This window comes from Nonomuraea sp. NPDC050643 (assembly GCF_040654715.1).
Taxonomy (GTDB): Bacteria; Actinomycetota; Actinomycetes; order Streptosporangiales; family Streptosporangiaceae; genus Nonomuraea.
The window spans coordinates 192,882-207,899 of record NZ_JBFAIM010000004.1; the positions used below are offsets into that span (position 1 = coordinate 192,882).

General features: G+C 70.2%; 23 protein-coding genes and 1 pseudogene. 21 read left to right on the plus strand and 3 right to left on the minus strand.

Going from position 1 to position 15,018, the window contains the following annotated elements; translation table 11 throughout:
- Nucleotides 1-5 precede the first annotated feature (5 nt).
- Nucleotides 6-758: an amino acid ABC transporter ATP-binding protein gene (locus tag AB0I15_RS06815; RefSeq protein ID WP_358091578.1), complete on the plus strand. Its 753-nt coding sequence runs from the start codon at nt 6-8 to the stop codon at nt 756-758.
- Between the two features lie 5 nt (nt 759-763).
- On the plus strand, nt 764-1,291 hold the full coding sequence (locus AB0I15_RS06820) for a GNAT family N-acetyltransferase (protein ID WP_358091190.1): 528 nt from the start codon (nt 764-766) through the stop codon (nt 1,289-1,291).
- A 26-nt stretch (nt 1,292-1,317) separates the two neighbouring features.
- On the opposite strand, the gene AB0I15_RS06825 is transcribed toward AB0I15_RS06820, so the two are convergent.
- A complete protein-coding gene (locus AB0I15_RS06825) occupies nt 1,318-1,602 on the minus strand; it encodes a LysR substrate-binding domain-containing protein (protein ID WP_358091192.1) in 285 nt (94 codons plus the stop codon).
- Between AB0I15_RS06825 and AB0I15_RS06830 the strand changes: the two are divergent.
- From AB0I15_RS06830 to AB0I15_RS06840, 3 genes and pseudogenes are all read left to right on the plus strand, one after another.
- Nucleotides 1,559-1,978 (plus strand): annotated as a pseudogene (locus tag AB0I15_RS06830) (MFS transporter); the annotation flags it as partial. The gene AB0I15_RS06825 and the pseudogene AB0I15_RS06830 sit on opposite strands and share 44 nt — an antisense overlap.
- A gap of 196 nt (nt 1,979-2,174) precedes the next feature.
- Complete coding sequence (locus tag AB0I15_RS06835) at nt 2,175-2,690, plus strand: MFS transporter (RefSeq protein WP_358091580.1); 516 nt, start codon at nt 2,175-2,177, stop codon at nt 2,688-2,690.
- A gap of 5 nt (nt 2,691-2,695) precedes the next feature.
- Nucleotides 2,696-3,400, plus strand: a complete 705-nt coding sequence (locus AB0I15_RS06840; protein WP_358091582.1) for a phenylalanine--tRNA ligase beta subunit-related protein — start codon at nt 2,696-2,698, stop codon at nt 3,398-3,400.
- Here AB0I15_RS06840 and AB0I15_RS06845 read toward each other — a convergent pair.
- On the minus strand, nt 3,387-3,992 hold the full coding sequence (locus AB0I15_RS06845) for a TetR/AcrR family transcriptional regulator (protein WP_358091194.1): 606 nt from the start codon (nt 3,990-3,992) through the stop codon (nt 3,387-3,389). The genes AB0I15_RS06840 and AB0I15_RS06845 overlap by 14 nt on opposite strands.
- Between AB0I15_RS06845 and AB0I15_RS06850 the strand changes: the two genes are divergently transcribed.
- Both AB0I15_RS06850 and AB0I15_RS06855 read left to right on the plus strand, forming a co-directional pair.
- Nucleotides 3,970-5,139, plus strand: coding sequence for an amidohydrolase family protein (locus AB0I15_RS06850; RefSeq protein WP_358091196.1), 1,170 nt, complete (start codon nt 3,970-3,972; stop codon nt 5,137-5,139). The two genes, AB0I15_RS06845 and AB0I15_RS06850, sit on opposite strands and share 23 nt — an antisense overlap.
- 241 nt (nt 5,140-5,380) lie before the next feature.
- Nucleotides 5,381-5,845 carry a hypothetical protein gene (locus tag AB0I15_RS06855; protein ID WP_358091198.1) on the plus strand — a complete coding sequence of 155 codons (465 nt, stop codon included), beginning with the start codon at nt 5,381-5,383 and terminating at the stop codon, nt 5,843-5,845.
- A gap of 205 nt (nt 5,846-6,050) precedes the next feature.
- Here the strand turns inward: AB0I15_RS06855 and AB0I15_RS06860 are convergent, their stop codons facing one another.
- The gene (locus tag AB0I15_RS06860; protein WP_358091200.1) at nt 6,051-7,328 is read right to left on the minus strand and encodes a tyrosine-type recombinase/integrase; all 1,278 of its coding nucleotides are present in this window, start codon (nt 7,326-7,328) and stop codon (nt 6,051-6,053) included.
- Nucleotides 7,329-7,859: 531 nt separating this feature from the next.
- Here AB0I15_RS06860 and AB0I15_RS06865 point away from each other — a divergent pair.
- From AB0I15_RS06865 to AB0I15_RS06930, 14 genes are all read left to right on the plus strand, one after another.
- Nucleotides 7,860-8,936 carry a hypothetical protein gene (locus AB0I15_RS06865; protein WP_358091202.1) on the plus strand — a complete coding sequence of 359 codons (1,077 nt, stop codon included), beginning with the start codon at nt 7,860-7,862 and terminating at the stop codon, nt 8,934-8,936.
- On the plus strand, nt 8,933-9,244 hold the full coding sequence (locus tag AB0I15_RS06870; protein WP_358091204.1) for a hypothetical protein: 312 nt from the start codon (nt 8,933-8,935) through the stop codon (nt 9,242-9,244). The genes AB0I15_RS06865 and AB0I15_RS06870 overlap by 4 nt, the downstream gene beginning before the upstream one ends.
- Before the next feature lie 414 nt (nt 9,245-9,658).
- A complete protein-coding gene (locus AB0I15_RS06875) occupies nt 9,659-10,051 on the plus strand; it encodes a hypothetical protein (RefSeq protein ID WP_358091206.1) in 393 nt (130 codons plus the stop codon).
- A 26-nt stretch (nt 10,052-10,077) separates the two neighbouring features.
- A complete protein-coding gene (locus AB0I15_RS06880) occupies nt 10,078-11,127 on the plus strand; it encodes a hypothetical protein (RefSeq protein WP_358091208.1) in 1,050 nt (349 codons plus the stop codon).
- 23 nt (nt 11,128-11,150) lie between these two features.
- Complete coding sequence (locus tag AB0I15_RS06885) at nt 11,151-11,300, plus strand: hypothetical protein (RefSeq protein ID WP_358091210.1); 150 nt, start codon at nt 11,151-11,153, stop codon at nt 11,298-11,300.
- Nucleotides 11,301-11,324: 24 nt separating this feature from the next.
- Entirely contained in the window at nt 11,325-11,891 is a 567-nt protein-coding gene (locus AB0I15_RS06890) for a hypothetical protein (RefSeq protein ID WP_358091212.1), read from the plus strand.
- Nucleotides 11,892-12,045: 154 nt separating this feature from the next.
- Nucleotides 12,046-12,210 carry a hypothetical protein gene (locus tag AB0I15_RS06895; RefSeq protein WP_358091214.1) on the plus strand — a complete coding sequence of 55 codons (165 nt, stop codon included), beginning with the start codon at nt 12,046-12,048 and terminating at the stop codon, nt 12,208-12,210.
- 6 nt (nt 12,211-12,216) lie between these two features.
- A complete protein-coding gene (locus AB0I15_RS06900) occupies nt 12,217-12,471 on the plus strand; it encodes a hypothetical protein (RefSeq protein ID WP_358091216.1) in 255 nt (84 codons plus the stop codon).
- A 12-nt stretch (nt 12,472-12,483) separates the two neighbouring features.
- Nucleotides 12,484-12,762, plus strand: coding sequence for a hypothetical protein (locus AB0I15_RS06905; protein WP_358091218.1), 279 nt, complete (start codon nt 12,484-12,486; stop codon nt 12,760-12,762).
- Between the two features lie 9 nt (nt 12,763-12,771).
- Nucleotides 12,772-13,170, plus strand: a complete 399-nt coding sequence (locus AB0I15_RS06910; protein ID WP_358091220.1) for a hypothetical protein — start codon at nt 12,772-12,774, stop codon at nt 13,168-13,170.
- Nucleotides 13,167-13,622, plus strand: a complete 456-nt coding sequence (locus AB0I15_RS06915) for a hypothetical protein (protein WP_358091222.1) — start codon at nt 13,167-13,169, stop codon at nt 13,620-13,622. Before AB0I15_RS06910 ends, AB0I15_RS06915 begins: the two co-directional genes overlap by 4 nt.
- Nucleotides 13,619-14,062: a hypothetical protein gene (locus AB0I15_RS06920; RefSeq protein ID WP_358091224.1), complete on the plus strand. Its 444-nt coding sequence runs from the start codon at nt 13,619-13,621 to the stop codon at nt 14,060-14,062. The genes AB0I15_RS06915 and AB0I15_RS06920 overlap by 4 nt, the downstream gene beginning before the upstream one ends.
- A 50-nt stretch (nt 14,063-14,112) precedes the next feature.
- The gene (locus AB0I15_RS06925) at nt 14,113-14,763 is read left to right on the plus strand and encodes a hypothetical protein (protein ID WP_358091226.1); all 651 of its coding nucleotides are present in this window, start codon (nt 14,113-14,115) and stop codon (nt 14,761-14,763) included.
- Nucleotides 14,760-14,993 carry a hypothetical protein gene (locus AB0I15_RS06930; RefSeq protein ID WP_358091228.1) on the plus strand — a complete coding sequence of 78 codons (234 nt, stop codon included), beginning with the start codon at nt 14,760-14,762 and terminating at the stop codon, nt 14,991-14,993. The genes AB0I15_RS06925 and AB0I15_RS06930 overlap by 4 nt, the downstream gene beginning before the upstream one ends.
- The last annotated feature ends 25 nt before the right edge of the window (nt 14,994-15,018 follow it).

Consider the following 15,018-nt stretch of genomic DNA (forward strand, 5'->3'; position numbering starts at 1 on the left):
TCCCCATGGTGCGCGCCCGCGCCGTACGCAAGCACTTCGGCCACCTCGAGGTGCTCAAGGGCATCGACCTGGACGTGGCGGCGGGCGAGGTGGTCGTCATCCTCGGGCCGTCCGGCTCGGGCAAGTCCACGTTCCTGCGCTGCGTGAACCACCTGGAGACCATCGACGGCGGCGCCATCCACGTGGACGGCGAGCTGATCGGGTTCGAGGCGTCCGGCGGCAAGGTCCGCCACCTGCGCAAACGCGACATCACCCGCCAGCGCAGGGAGATCGGCATGGTCTTCCAGCAGTTCAACCTCTTCCCGCACTTCACCGTCCTGCAGAACGTCGTCGAGGCGCCCGTCGGCGTCCGCCGCGAGCCGCGCGACCAGGCGCGGGAACGCGCGCACGCCCTCCTGCGCCGCGTGGGCCTGGAGGACAAGGCGGCCAGCTACCCCCGGCAGCTCTCCGGCGGCCAGCAGCAGCGGGTCGCCATCGCCAGGGCGCTGGCCATGCGGCCGAAGCTGATGCTGTTCGACGAGCCCACCAGCGCCCTCGACCCCGAGCTCGTCGGCGAGGTGCTGGCCACCATGAAGGGCCTGGCCGAGGACGGGCTCACCATGATCGTGGTGACCCACGAGATCGGGTTCGCGCGCGAGGTGGCCGATCGGGTGGTGTTCATGGACGGCGGCGTGGTCGTCGAGTCCGGCACCCCGGCCGACGTCCTGGACAACCCCAGCAGCCCGCGTACGAAGGCGTTCCTCAGCCGCGTACTCTAGGCCGGATGGAGACCGAGCGGCTCATCATGCGCAGGTGGCGCGACGACGACAGGGCCCCGTTCGCCGCACTGAACGCCGACCCCGAGGTGATGCGGCACTTCCCCAACCTGCTCACGCGCGAGCAGAGCGACGCCATGGTGGACCGGATCGAGCGGGACTTCGACGCGCGCGGCTACGGGCTGTGGGCGCTGGAGGTGCGGGAGAGCGGGCGGTTCATCGGGTTCGCGGGGCTGGTGCTGCAGACGTTCGACGCGCCGTTCCTGCCGGCGGTGGAGATCGGGTGGCGGCTGGCGCGCGAGGCGTGGGGGCACGGCTACGCGACGGAGGCGGCCAGGCGGGCGGCCGCGTACGGGTTCGGGGAGGCCGGGCTCGACGAGATCATCTCCATGACGGCCGTGGGCAACACGCGGTCGCGGGCGGTCATGGAGCGGCTCGGGATGACGTACGACGCGGGCGCGGACTTCGACCATCCATGGCTGGCCCCGAACAGCCCGATCCTGCGCCACGTCGTCTACCGCCTCAAACGCCCGTAACCCTGTCAGACGCCGCGGTATGCCGGTCAGGCGCTCATGGCGTACAGGACGTCGCGCAGGGCGGGCTCCCGGCCGCGTAGCCAGACCAGCCGCAGCGCCAGCCCGGGAGCCTCCTCCAGACCCGTGTCGAGCGGCACCAGCGCGCCCGAGGCCAGGTCGGCGTCCACGGCGAAGTCCGGCAGCAGCGACCGCCCCAGCCCCTGCCTGGCCCATTCGCGGGCCGTCGCGATGCCGCTCAGCTCCCGCCGCGGCCCGCCGGCCGGGAGCATGCGCTCCGCCGCCATCCGGATCGAGCATCCCGGCGGCGACACCAGCAGCGTCCCGGTGTCCCCGCCGGGCGCCGCGTTCGGAGCGCTGTCGCTCCTGAGCGCGGCGGCGCCGCACCTCGGGGCGCTGATCGCCCTGCGCGCCCTGCTCGGCGTGGCGGGCGCCCTGTGCCTGGGCGGCTCGCTCGGCCTGATCGCCGAGCTGTTCCCGTCGCCGGCCGCCCGCGCCCGCGCCACGGGCGTCTGGGCCGCCATCACCGGCACGGCCCTGGCGGCGGGCCCGCTCCTGGGCGGCCTCCTGACCGGCCTGTACGGCTGGCACGCCGTCTTCCTCGTCAACCCGCCCATCGCCCTGATCAGCCTGCTGGCCGTGGCGCGGGTCAGGTCTCCCCGTGGGGCGCGCCACATCGACTGGCCCGCCCAGGCGCTGACGTGCGCCTTCCTCGGCCTCCTGGCGGAGGCGCTGACGGACGCCCCGCTCGTCGCGGCGGCCCTGTCCCTGGCCGCCCTCGGGCTGCTGACGGCCGCCGAGCGGCGCGCCACCCACGGGCCGTCCCACGGGGCCGTCCCCCGGGGCCTGCTCTCCGCCACCTGGGCCCGACCTGCTCGCCGGCGCCGTGGCCGGCTTCTCCTTCTCCGGCGCCCTGTTCGTCCTGACGCTCCTGTTCCAGGACGCCTACCACCTCACCCCCATGGCGACCGGCCTGGCCTTTCTGCCCCTCACCCTCCCCATGGCCGTGAACCCGGTCCTCACCGGCCGCGTCGTGGCCCGCCACGGCCCGCGCCCGCCCATCGTGGCGGGCCTGGCGCTGCTGGCGACGGGCCTGGCGGGAGGGGCACTCGCCGGAGGCGGCCTGCCGGGGTGGCTGCTGGTCATGGGGTTCGGCCTGTCGCTCTGCCTCCCGGCCCTGACGGTGGGCGTGCTCGCCGGAGCGCCGCCCGGCACGGCGGGCACCGCCGGAGGCGTGCTCAACGCCGTACGCCAGGTCGGGGCCACCCTCGGCGTCGCCGTGCTGGGCGGGCACCGGGACGGCCCACTCCTGACGGCGGCCATTCTCACCGCTGTGACCTGCGTTACCTACGGCGCTATAGGCTTCCCCGGGAGAAGGTCAGGACGGCGTCCCGCGGAGTGAGATCCATGTATTTCCAGCATTCCGACGACATCTGGCGAGACTTCCCCGAGCTCGTGCCCGGGGTCCTCTACGCCGAGGGCATCACGGCCGACGTCTCCGCGGCCGCCCCGATCGCGGCCTACACCGAGCGCGCCGCCGCGCGGCTCGCCGGTGTCGCCTCCGAGAGCGAGCTCCCGGAGATCCAGGCGTGGCGGCGGACCTTCTCGAAGATGGGGCTCAAGCCCACCCAATATCGCTGCGCGTCGGAGTCCCTGCTGCGCCGCTTCAGGAAGGAAGGCTCCCTGCCGGGCCTGCACCCCCTGGTCGACCTGTGCAACGCGATCTCCATCGCCTACGCCATCCCGGTGGCCGTGTTCGACGTCTCGCGCATCGGGCGGCACCTGGAGGTCCGTCACGCCACGGGCGACGAGACGTACGTGACCTTCTCCGGCGAGACCGAACGGCCGCCCGCCCAGGAAGTGATCTTCGCCGACGCGGACGGCCGGGCCCACGCCCGCCGCTGGAGCAACCGCCAGAGCGGCCACTCCGCCGTCCGCGACACGACGGCCGGTGTCCTGATCGTCGCGGAGGCGCTGCACGACTCGGCGGCCAAGGACATGGAGGCCCTCACGGCCGCCGTGTCCGGCGAGCTGAACACGCTCTGGCCCGTCACCCCGAAGGCGGCCGTCCTCGGCCCGTCGTCGCGCCGGTTCGAGTTCACGGGGGCGTGAGGCCGTACAGGACGGCGTCGGCCAGGGCCGCGGCCTGACCGGCGGGGGAGAACAGCTCGGGGCAGGCCAGCCAGGTCGCCGCCGTCCCGTTCACGGACATGATGATGGCCAGCGCGGCGGTCTCGGCCGACAGCCCGTCGCGCAGTCGCGCCCCGGCGAGCGACTCCATCAGCCCGCGCTTCCAGCCCTCCATCACGATCCGCTTGTCCCGGAGCCCGCTGTCCAGCTCCGGGATGCCCTCGGCGCTGCGCATGGACAGCGCGAACACCTCCCGTAGCGTCGCGTCCCGCTCCAGCGCGGTGAAGAACGCCACCAGGAAGCGCCTGAGCCGCTCCATCACGGTCCCCTCGCCGTCCAGCGCCCCCCAGGCGGGCGCGGCGGCCTCGGCCCACAGCTCACTGATCGTCGCCAGGTAGAGCGTGGCCTTGTCGCCGAAATGGTGGTATGCCGCTCCCCGCGTCACTCCCGCCCGCGCGGCGATCCCGGCGAGCGTGGCGGCCGCGTAACCGCGCTCGGCGAACACCGCGAGCGCCGCCGGCCCCGCTCCCGGTCGGGAGCGCGCGTGCCAGGTGGTCGACGGCCGCGGCCGCACCTTGCTCCCCGGCCTGATCGACGCCCACGCCCACGTCTTCCCTGGCGACCTTGAGCAGGCCGCCCTCTTCGGCGTCACCACGGTCCTCGACCTGATGTCCGACCCCGCCCAGGCCGCCGCCCTGCGAGCCCCGAGCCCCGGCAGGGCCGACCTCCGCACGGCCGGCACCGCCGCCACGGTGCCGGGCGGCTATGGCTGGTACCTGGTGGACATGGGTCTCCTCCCGCCCTTCCCCACCCTCACCGGCCCCGACCAGGCGGACGCGTTCGCCGAGAGCCGGTTCGCCGAGGGGTCCGACTACCTCAAGATCCTCCTGGACGACGGCTCCACGACAGGTATCCCCACCCCGGCGCTGGCGGAGGAGACCGCCGCCGCGCTGGTGGCGGCGGCCCACGACCGGGGCCGGCTCGCGATCGCCCACGCCCTCACCGCGGCCACCGCCCGCCAGGCCCTGCGCGCCGGGGTGGACGTGCTCGGCCACGTCTTCGTCGACCGGCCGGACCCCTCCCTGGCGGACGAACTGGGCGGCACGGCGGTGATCCCGACCCTGGCGGTGCTGGGCGAGTTGTTCGGTCAGGCCGGCGCGGGCAAGGACCTGGCCGCGGACCCCAGGGTCGCCCCCTTCCTGGCCGAGTCGTCGCGCCGCATGCTGACGATGGGCCCGCTCCCCCTGCCGGACGGTGCCCGGCACGATCCGGCCACGGCCACGGCCACGGCCACGGCCACGGAGACGGCCACGGAGACGGCCACGGAGACGGCCACGGAGACGGCCACGGAGACGGCCACGGAGACGGCCACGGAGACGGCCACGGAGACGGCCACGGCCACGGAGACGGTCGGGCGGCTCCGGGACGCGGGTGTCACCCTGCTCGCCGGCTCGGACGCCTCCAACGTCGGCACGGCCCACGGCGTCACCCTCCACCAGGAACTCGCCCTGCTCGTCAAGGCCGGCCTCACCCCCATGGAGGCCCTCACCGCCGCGACCGCGGCCCCGGCCGCCCGATTCGGCCTCACCGACCGCGGCGCGATAGCCCCCGGCCTCCGCGCCGACCTGCTCCTCGTGAACGGCGACCCGGCCGCCAACATCGACGCCACGCTCGACATCGCGGGAGTCTGGCTGGCGGGCCACCGCCTGCCCGGCCGGTAAGGAACCGGGTTGCCGGGTCGCCACATGGGGTGTGATCGGCGGGAGCGCGCTGAAGATCCGCAACGCTGCTCCTGGCTCCTCACGCGGGGGCCGCGGTGTGGGGCATGTGCGGGGACATGGCTGGACCGCAGGTCAGTGGGCTCTCACTCGTGCGGCATATCACTCATAGTCATCATGAGATTACTTTGAGTGGCGAGAGTGGCGCGCGACGGTCGCCGCCCTCCACTGGAAGGGAGCGTGCATGGCTCGTACCTCTTCACACCGCTCGCGTGACGCGGCGATCGCCGGAGCGATTCTCGGCTCGGCCCTGCTGGCGGTGTCCACCGCGGCGCCGGCGAGTGCCGAGACGGTCCACGTCCAGGTCCAATACATCGACACCGATCCCTACGGCGTCACGAAGTACGACGTCCGCTTCAACGGGACCGTTTCGTCCAACGGCCCCTACGGCTACGTCATCAACGGCGAACTGGACGCCTACTGCCACCATGGCGCCCTGACCGCACAGTCCGTCAGGCTGGACTACGGCGCCACGCATCGCGGCTGGCAGGACGTGAGGTACTGGTGCTCTGACACGCCGGTCCCCATCCACCTCAATGGGCAGAGGGACTACGGCGACACCGTGGACCTGAAGGTCGGCGCGACCAGCGGCGTCTTCAACACCTACAACTTCGGCCACACCTACCGAGTCGGCATCGGAACCGACTGACGATCCACGGCGATCACGTTCGGGCCGTACCACGATGACGCGCCGGCGCTCCAGGGAGCCCACCGGCTCCTCCCACCTGCACGAACGGCCCGGCATCATGATTCGATGCCGGGCCGTTGCCGTACGGTCTCTGTTCGGTTCAGAGGGCCGCCGTCACACGTCGTAGGTGTGATCTATAGGGTCGGCTGACCTGCCGAGCCCTTGATCATTTAGCCTCCTGTTCCGGCCCTGTTCCGGTTTCCGGCTCCTCGGGATGGAATGCGAGGTCGATCACCTTTCCGGCCCGGCCCTCAGTGCCGGGGATCAGGTGCGTGTACACCCGCAGCGTGTAACCGGGGTCCTGGTGCCCGAGATATTCGGCCAACGCCTTCACGGACACCCCGGCGTCGAGCAGCAGACTGGCGTACAGGTGCCGCAGGGCGTGCATCCCGTGCTTGCGGTTCCTCTGGTTGCGGCGCCCCGGCACCCGTGCGTCGAGTTCCGCCTGAGTGACCACGCCCGCACGCACCAGAGCAGGCTTCCAGACGTAGGTGTTGATGTAGTTGCGGTTCAACGCCTTCGCCTCACGGCTGGTGATGACCAGCCTCAACGTGTGGGCGTCGCCGTCCACCTCCTCCCAGGGCAGGGTGACCTCTCGGGCAGGGAACTGGTCCAGGTACTCCCGCAGAGCCTCGGCGACCGAATCCGGCAGGGGGATGGTCCGCTCGCGATCGTGCTTCGGTAGGCCGAACAGCAGCTTCGCGTCGATCAGCTTCACCTGCTGCCGTACGTGGACCACGCCCTTGTCGAAGTCCACGTCGTCCACGGCGAGACCGAAGATCTCGCCCTGGCGCAGCCCGAGGCCGGCGCCCAGCGTCGCGAGGATCCTGTACCGCTCGGGAAGCGCCTTGGTCACCGCCAGCAGGCGCTCCACGGGCCACGGCACCACCCTTCGCGTGTCCGGCTGGGGCTTCTTGACGACCTTCGACGCGCACGGGTTCTTGGCGATCAGGTCGTCGTCCACGGCGCTCTGCAGGAGTTGTTCGAGAAACGCGAGTACGCGGTTGGCGGTGCTTTTCGCCAGCCTCTTCTCAAGCTGCTTGACCCAGGTTCGGATCTCGCTCGGCCGGAGCGAGCCGATCTCTCGCTGGCCGAACTTCGGCTTGATGTGCACCCGCCAGAAGCCCTCGTAGATCTGTCGAGTGGACGGGTCGGCGGTGAGCGACGCCAGCCAGCCCTCTTCGCCCTCCACGAGGTCGGCCAGACGCTTCTTGCCGCCGTTGGGGTCGATGTAGTTACCCCGCGCCTTGTCGGCGTCCATCATCGAGCCGTGCTTCTCGGCCTCGGTCTTCTTGACGAACGCCTTGGTCTGCTCCCGGCCTTCCAAGTTCGTCCAGACCGCTAACCAGCGCTTCCCTTTCCCGTGCCGCGTGGTCTTTTCTCGCTTCGGGGTGCCGTCCGGGTCCGTCACGGTCTTGAACCACAGGTCTTTGACGCGGGCCATCGTGCTGCTCCTTGAGGGGTTGGGGCCGGCGCGCGGCAGGCACCCCTGGGTCCGGCGTTTGCCCTGGTCGCGAGCCCGCAAGCTCACGCCAGCCGTCTCCTGGGACGTCGCCCGATCGCACGTTGTGATCTTCGTGCGTGCGTCTCGTGCATCTACACGCAGCGCGCTATGGTGTGTATCTGACGCGTCAGACGCGTCAAGTTGTATTCTTTGTATCACACGTGACCACCGGAACACGGCGAGAGCCCCGGACCGCCCACCCCTCAGGAGCAGCCCCCGGCCAAACAACGAGAAAGGCGCCCCCCGCAAGAGCGGAGAGCGCCTCACCACATCACCAATGACACCGCACCCCTGACCGGTTCCAGGTTGGTCGCCAGGCAAACCGATCGGGTTGGTGCCCCTAGATGCTTGGAGCCGAAGATATCACCTCGCCAAGCGTTCCCCTCGGCGCGCCCGCATCACAGGCGCGCGCCGCAGCCGAACGCCTCGCAACCCTCGCTCATCCCCTCCCGTACGTCGGTCCTGTCAGCCGTGCCCGAAGGCATGTGCCGCGCCCCCTCCCAACAGGCGTTTCTCCGTGCCGTCAAGGAGCACCCTGACGCGCTCACGCTGAAGTGCCACGCCTACCGCAACCTCACCGATGTGGCGGCCAAGCTGGCCGGCTGGGCTGACTGGACGACGATGACCACTCGCCCGACTGAGCAGCGCATCGCTGATGACCTCGACCTGGCGCTATCGACCGTGAAGCGCTGGATCCGGTGGCTGCGCGAGCGCGGCCTCCTCGGCGTCGTCGAGGAGGGCACCACCGTCCGCTTCCGCAGGGGCACCAGGTGCGGACTCGACGACGACGGCTTGGGGAATCGGGCGGCTGTCTGGGTGCTGTGCGTCCCGGCCGTCGAGCAGGACGCACCCGACATGTGCACCGACAAAACGACAACTGAACCCCCTTCCTGTACTTCCCGTAGGGGAGTACAGGAAGGTCCTACGCACGCGCGCGAGGAAAGATCATCTCCGCGCCGCCAGAACCGAATCTCGACGACGAACGAGGCCGCCGCCACGCCGGGGACCCGCAAGCACGCGCTCCAGATCGCCCAGAACATCCACGACGAGAGCGCTACGCTGCGGCGGCTGTCTCCGTGGTACATCCGGCACCTGACCAGGGTCTTCGTCGCTGCGGGGTGGACCGCCGCCGACGTGCTGCACGCCCTCGACCACCAGCCGGACGGCGCGGCCTGGACCTACACCTGGACCAGTCGCGACCAGATCCGCAACGTCTCCGGCTGGGTGCGGTTCCGGCTGTCGGCGTGGCTGGACGAGCACGGCCGGCCCTTCCCCGGCAAGTCGCAGCGCCTCGCGGCCGCAGCCGCCCAGCTCCGCGCAGAGCGGGCAGCGCTGCAGGAGCGGTTCGACGAGATGAGGGCTCGCCGCGTCGGTGGGCCGGTCGAGCTGCCACCGAGGTTGAGCAGGGCGGAAGCTCTCGCGGCCCCGCCCGTGGCCGAGCCGGGCGACACGTCTGGTCCGGGCGAGGCTTACCGGGCGGCGCGCGCGGTGTTGGAAGCGAAGCGGCTGCAGCGGGAGGCCGAGCGTCTTCGGTGGTTGGCGTCATGAGCGACGAGTACGCCGAGCGGGCGCAGCGAGCACGGGAGTTGCTGGCGCGGTCGTCGCCGGCGGCTGCTCGGGCGATGCGGGCTCGTGAGCGGGAGGCGGCGCGGGCGCCCCGGGTGGTGGAAGAAGGGCGGTGGGCCTTGATCGACCGGCAGGTGCAGCAGTCGATCGAGGCGCAGCCGCAGCTCGTCGAGGTCTCGCCGCCGGAGGTTGAGCCGGAGGCGGAGGACAAGGAGGCGGAGCGACGCCGGGTGTCGTTGGCGCGGGCACGGATGCGAGCCCGCGCACACCGACAAAACGACAAATCCTGATCCAACCCAGCGGAGCCGGAGCCAGCGGTTCACGGACGTCCCCAGGTGCGTCTGTACGCGCGTCAGCTCCACGGAGACGCGCTGTCAGTACGCTTCTGGTACATCTGACGCGTCATGCATTGCTCATCGCTTAGGACGCGTCTGACGCGTTAACCAAATCGTTACAAGAGGAGGGATCACCGCACCCCTAAATGTCTACGTCACCCTCTTATGTGTGTTAGCGTCGAAGACGTAACACCACAAGAACCGCACCTGACCAGCCGAAACGCCGCACAGGGCGCCCCAATCGGCACCACCGCCTGGCTGGACGGGCCCGACAAGATGTGCTGATAGCGGCACCGCAATCAACCACCAGGCTCCGGCCCCGCGACCGCCACGGTCGCGGGGCCGCGGCATGTCGCAAGGAATCACGCCATGAACAGGATCACCCGGCTGTACACCCGTTCCACCAATGCGTCCGCGCTCGGCATCCAGATCTGCCACCTCACCATCTACCTCCCCGGCGAGGCGGACCTGTCCGGCGACGTCACCGAAACTGGCGGCGTGAGCTGGCTGTGGTTCGCCGGACAGCGCGCAGACACCGACTTCACTGGGCACCGCCGCCACATCGCCTATGACGGCGACGACCTGTTCGAGGAGCACACCGAGCCGGACCAATGCCAGAGCCTGGAGGGCTACCTGGAGGACGAGCACCAGAAGTTGACCGCTGATGGCTGGAGTCTCCTCCCGCACGACTTCGGCATCTCCGAGACGACATCCCGCATCATCGCCCGCTCGTACGAACTCGCCTCGCACGCCAAGCGCTAGCGATCCGATCATTCAAGGAGAACGACATGGACACGATGACCACCCGCACCCACACCGAACTGCTCGCCGCAGTGAAGGGAATCCGCAACGCGGGCGGAACCACCAGCCAGATGCTCGCGACCATCGCCCGGATGCTGACCAACCCGGCCGCCCCTGAGCAGTACGAGGACATCCTGGACGCCGTCACCAAGACGGCCGCCCACCACTTCGCCTACGAGAGGGACACCGGCCCCACGCCGCACCCGGACGACGCCACGTACGACAACCTCACCCCCGAAGGCCAGATGGTCGTCATCCGGCACGTCATCTTCGACTTCGGCGTCCGGGTTCAGCCGGCCACCACCCTGGCCAGGGAGGCGGACACGACCACTCGTTACCTGGCCGTCGCAATCGACGACTCCGACACCTTCGAGCTCGGCATCGACGGTGCTCCCCTCCCCGCGCACCACCTGGTGGCCATCGCTGAAGCCGAGGAGTACGACGAGAACGGCGAGACGAAGCTGTTCCCCCTGCCCAACGTCGTCGCCATCCTCGACACCGGCATCCACCTCGACGACGACGCCCCCGAGCTGGACGGCCTGCTCACCGCTCACGGCTGGAAGCTGATCGGAGACAGTGACAGCCACCCCGACAACGCCGAGCACGAGGTCGCCCCGACCAACCTGGAGACGACCCCGCCCGGCATCGAGTACCACGACGGCCGCCCGAAGCCGTACTACCTCGCCGGCCGGAAGAAGCTCGACGAGCGCGGTTCGCTGGTGGACGCGCTCCTCGTGGCCACGTTCACCGCCGCCCAGGCCACCGACCCCGCCACGTCCGACCTTGACCACGTAGGCGTCGAGATGCTGCTGGTCGGCGCCTCCCGCGCTGCCGTGGACGACCGGCTCGACTTCGAGCAGATCGTCCGGGGCAACGCTGGCCTCGACTGCAAGCGGCGCCTGCTCATGGCCGCGTGCGCCGCGATCGACACCGCGCTCGACGTGATCAGCGACCGCGCTACCTGCCGCACCTGCGACGGCCCCGCCGTCGCCCGCACGACGGACGGCAAGCCCGTCTGCGCCAACACCTGCCACTGAGCCCGCACGAAAGGACCACGAACATGCTGAGTGACCTGATCGACCTGCCCGAGGGCTGGGAGTGGAGCGTCTACGGCGATACCCCGGTCTGCCCGGACGGCTACGAGATCGAGGCGGACGGCACCTGCCCGGACGGCCATGTCTCGCCCCTGCTCGACATGGGCCTCATCTGATCCCCACCACCCGAACGGAACATCATGGATACCACCACCCGCGGCATCGCCGAGGACTTGTTGCTCGTCTTGCGTCGCCTCAACCAGGCCGATGACCAGAAGCTCGCCCGCGACCCCGGCCCGTTCGGGCACGTCCGGCACGCGCTCATCGCGATCATGGAGACCGCCGACTGGGGCCCTGCCCACGCGAGCGAGGCCATCCAGCACGCCATACAGGAAGGCTCGATGCTGTTCAGTGCGATGCTGGCCACACGCGCCGTTGATTGCGGTACCGCAATCAACAGCATGACTTGGCCGAACACTGCCTCTGCCGAGATCAGCGACGAGCTGGCGCAGCAGATCGCCGACGCGATCGGCGGACACTTCCACGGCGACCGCAACTACTGGCCGCAGGTCATGGACGACGAATGGGACGGCGGCAGCGGCCGCGTCATCGTCTGGGAGCACGGCGAGGACGACTGGACGGTCTTGGCCTGCCACGGCGGCCGGCCGGACTACTCCCCGGTGGAGTACGAGCCGGTTCCGCTGCCTGCGGGCGTATGGGTCGAGCCGATCAACCACTACGCCCTGCGCGTCCTGCCCCGCCAGTAAAGCCTCGAGAACGGCGATGGCCGGACCCGCCACAGGTCCGGCCATCCCAACACCACAAAAAGCCCCGAACCCTCATCGCCACGACGAAGGCCCAGTGCGTCCCAGGGTAACTCACCCGCCGGGCCGTGACAGACCATCCAAAAGGGGAGCATTCGTGAACCGCGCCGCCGATGGCGACGACGACAACACCGAGCACGAACCGGTCAGCATCACCGACGTCTTCCCCGTCGAGATCCACGACCAGTGCAACGACTGCCCGGCCCGCGCCGACGCGCCCCCTGCGCAGCACAGCTACTCCTGCTCCGCCAACTGGAGGTAGCCCGCCATGAGTAACGACAACCTCGACCAGGAACGCGGCTACGCCTACAGGGCCGTCAGCCCGAACGGCGGCGGCAACGTCTACGTCACCGGCCGCCCCTGCGTCACCTGCGCCCCTCCTCAGCCCGACCCCAACAACCGGCACCCCGTGCCCTGTGAATGGGCACGAGCACACGCCTGGAACACCGTCCGCAACTGGGGAGCGGGCGCCCACGTCCGCCGCATCCCCATCAACGAACTTCCGCCCGAACTCCAGCCCTGAAAGGAACTGATCATGCCCATGCAGCCCAACCGCAGCGCCGCCGGAATCATCCAGCGCCTCCGCAACGACGGGTTCACCGTCAACATCCCCGACGAGCCACACCGCCGCATCTACCAGCTCCGGCTCAGCCGCGGCCTGTACTTCGGCACGCTCGACGTCTCCGCCGACAAGGGCCGCGCTCTGCGGATCTCCCTCACCTGGCAGCCGAACCTCAGCAAGCGCGAGCGCGCTGGCGCCACCTACATCATCGGCCTCCTCAACACCCTGCCCGAGCAGGGCTGGAACAACTGAAAGGCCAGCGTGACGAGCACCGTGATCGGGCTGCTGCTTGCCGCCCGAGGCTGGGGCACCCGCGTGCATCTGCGGCTGGCCGACGACGACCGCCTCGACCAGCGGCGCCTGACGGCCGCGCTGACCCTCGGGGACGGCGACAACGACACCGAGATCTCCGAGGTCGAGGAGTACCCCGCCGCCCACCTGATCGTCGGACGCCTGTCGCACCCTGGCGACCGGCCGCGCAACGAAGTGGCCGCAGTGCTGCTCAACCAGTACTTCCCGCCCGCCGCCAACCGGTGGTGGCTCGACATTCACGGCGGCGTCGTCCTCACCGGACTGTGCCACTGCGGCGCCCCCACAGATCTTCCCGCCCCCGTCTACGACGTGGCGCGTGCTGCGTCGATCTTGAGAGGAATCGTATGAGCAGGAGAATCAGGCCCGCCGTCAACCCGGCCACCAGCCACAGCGTGATCACCACGAAGGCGCAGGGCTGCGGGTGGTCCCTCGCCACCAGCCCGGCCGACGAGGACGGCACTACCGAGATGGCCCTGACCCGCGACGCGTGGCAGATCATCGTCGCGTTCCGGGCGGGGAAGGCGTGCGCGGCCGTCGTCCAGTACCCCGGCCAGTCCCGCCCGATGACCGTCCTGGCGATCAGCAGGCTGAGTCGCTACCTGCGGGGCGACCGGGAGCAGATGTCGGCGCTCGACTGCGGTCAGCGGGTCATCGTCGGCGACAAGGCCGGGACGATCACGGACATCGTCCCGGACGAGGACACGAAGGTCCGGCTCGTCGTCTCCTACGACGACGGCACCAACGGCGACCCGTTCACCACGCACGTCCGCGCCGAGGAGAAAGTGGCTGTGCAGCAGTGAGCGCGCCCGGCCTCTTCGCCGCCGACTTCGAGGATGAGGACGACGACCTGCCGGGCGTTGAGCGGCGCATCTGCCCCTCATGCGGCAGGAACTCCCGCATCGTCACGCGCGGCGACTCGTACAGCGCGATCGTGTCCAAGTGCTGCGAGGTCCCGCTGCCAGGGATGAATGACGAGCTGCCCGACAACGAGGGCCAGGACGACGAGCCGACCGTCCTCATCGAGGACGGCAACCTCGTCTGCCCCTGGCCCGACTGCCGCACCGCCAACAACATCGTCGAACTGGACGTGGCGAGCCGAGAGAACGTCCTGTCCCTCTCAGACAACGGCGTGATCAACGCTCACCTCGGCGACAGCAGCTTCGAGAGCGACGGCTACGAGTGCCTGACGTGCAACCGCGCCGTGTCGATCCCGGACAGCTACGAGATAACCCACTCCTGACCGCTAACAGCGCTACCGCTTTTAACGAATTGAAAAGGGAGAACGCCACGATGGCGACCAAGAAGAAGACGGGTAAGCGCCGCCCCGTGACGCAGGCGATGAAGGACCGCAGCGCCGCCAGTCGCGCGGCAGCGCGGGAGGCGCTGCACACGTACGCGGTGCTGTGCCTGAACGACCCGGCCGAGCTGGAGCGGTTCCGGTCAATCGCCGCGAGCATCGGCTGGAAGCTCGACCCCGCCAGCGACGAGCCCGGCTACTCGCTGCAGAACGCGCTGCTGCTGGCCGCGCAGCGCCGCCCCCTCACGCACTGCGGCGGCTTCGACTACTGGATCAGCCAGGGCCGGTGCGTGGCCGAGGGGGAGACGTCGCTCGGCACGTTCCGCCACATCGGCCGGAAGAAGAGCGACGAGGAGAAGACCAAGGAGAAGACGCTGGCCGAGGAGGGCTGGCAGTCCTCCAAGCGCGGGCCTCGCTACTACGTGAAGAAGGGCACGTTCGACGTCGCGCAGACCTCGCCGCGCGAGCGGTGCCCGCACTGCGGCACCGCCCCGGCCGACGAGGAGGACCGGACCACGCGCTGCCCGCCGGACTGCGCCGTGTTCGCGCCCAGGCCCGGCGGCAAGCCGCCCCGCGTGATCGTCGTCGAGTTGCTGCAGGCGCAGCTCCTCGACACCGACGAGGACGAGGGCGGCGGGGAGTGAACCCGGCGACGAAGACGGGTCGCCGCCAGCTCGCCCGCAGGGCCCGCCAGTTCGGCTACTTCGACATCCCGGCCAGCCCTGGCCAGTGGCGGCGGTACCAGGTCAACTGCCCGCTCTGCACCGAGCAGGTCAGCGCCGCATGGGAAAGCGGCACGACCCATACCGCGCTGCTCGACGCCGCGATGGACGAACACCTGCTCCGCGACTGCGAGCACGGCCACCAGCAGTAATCACCCCCGCGCAGGGCGGCGGGTG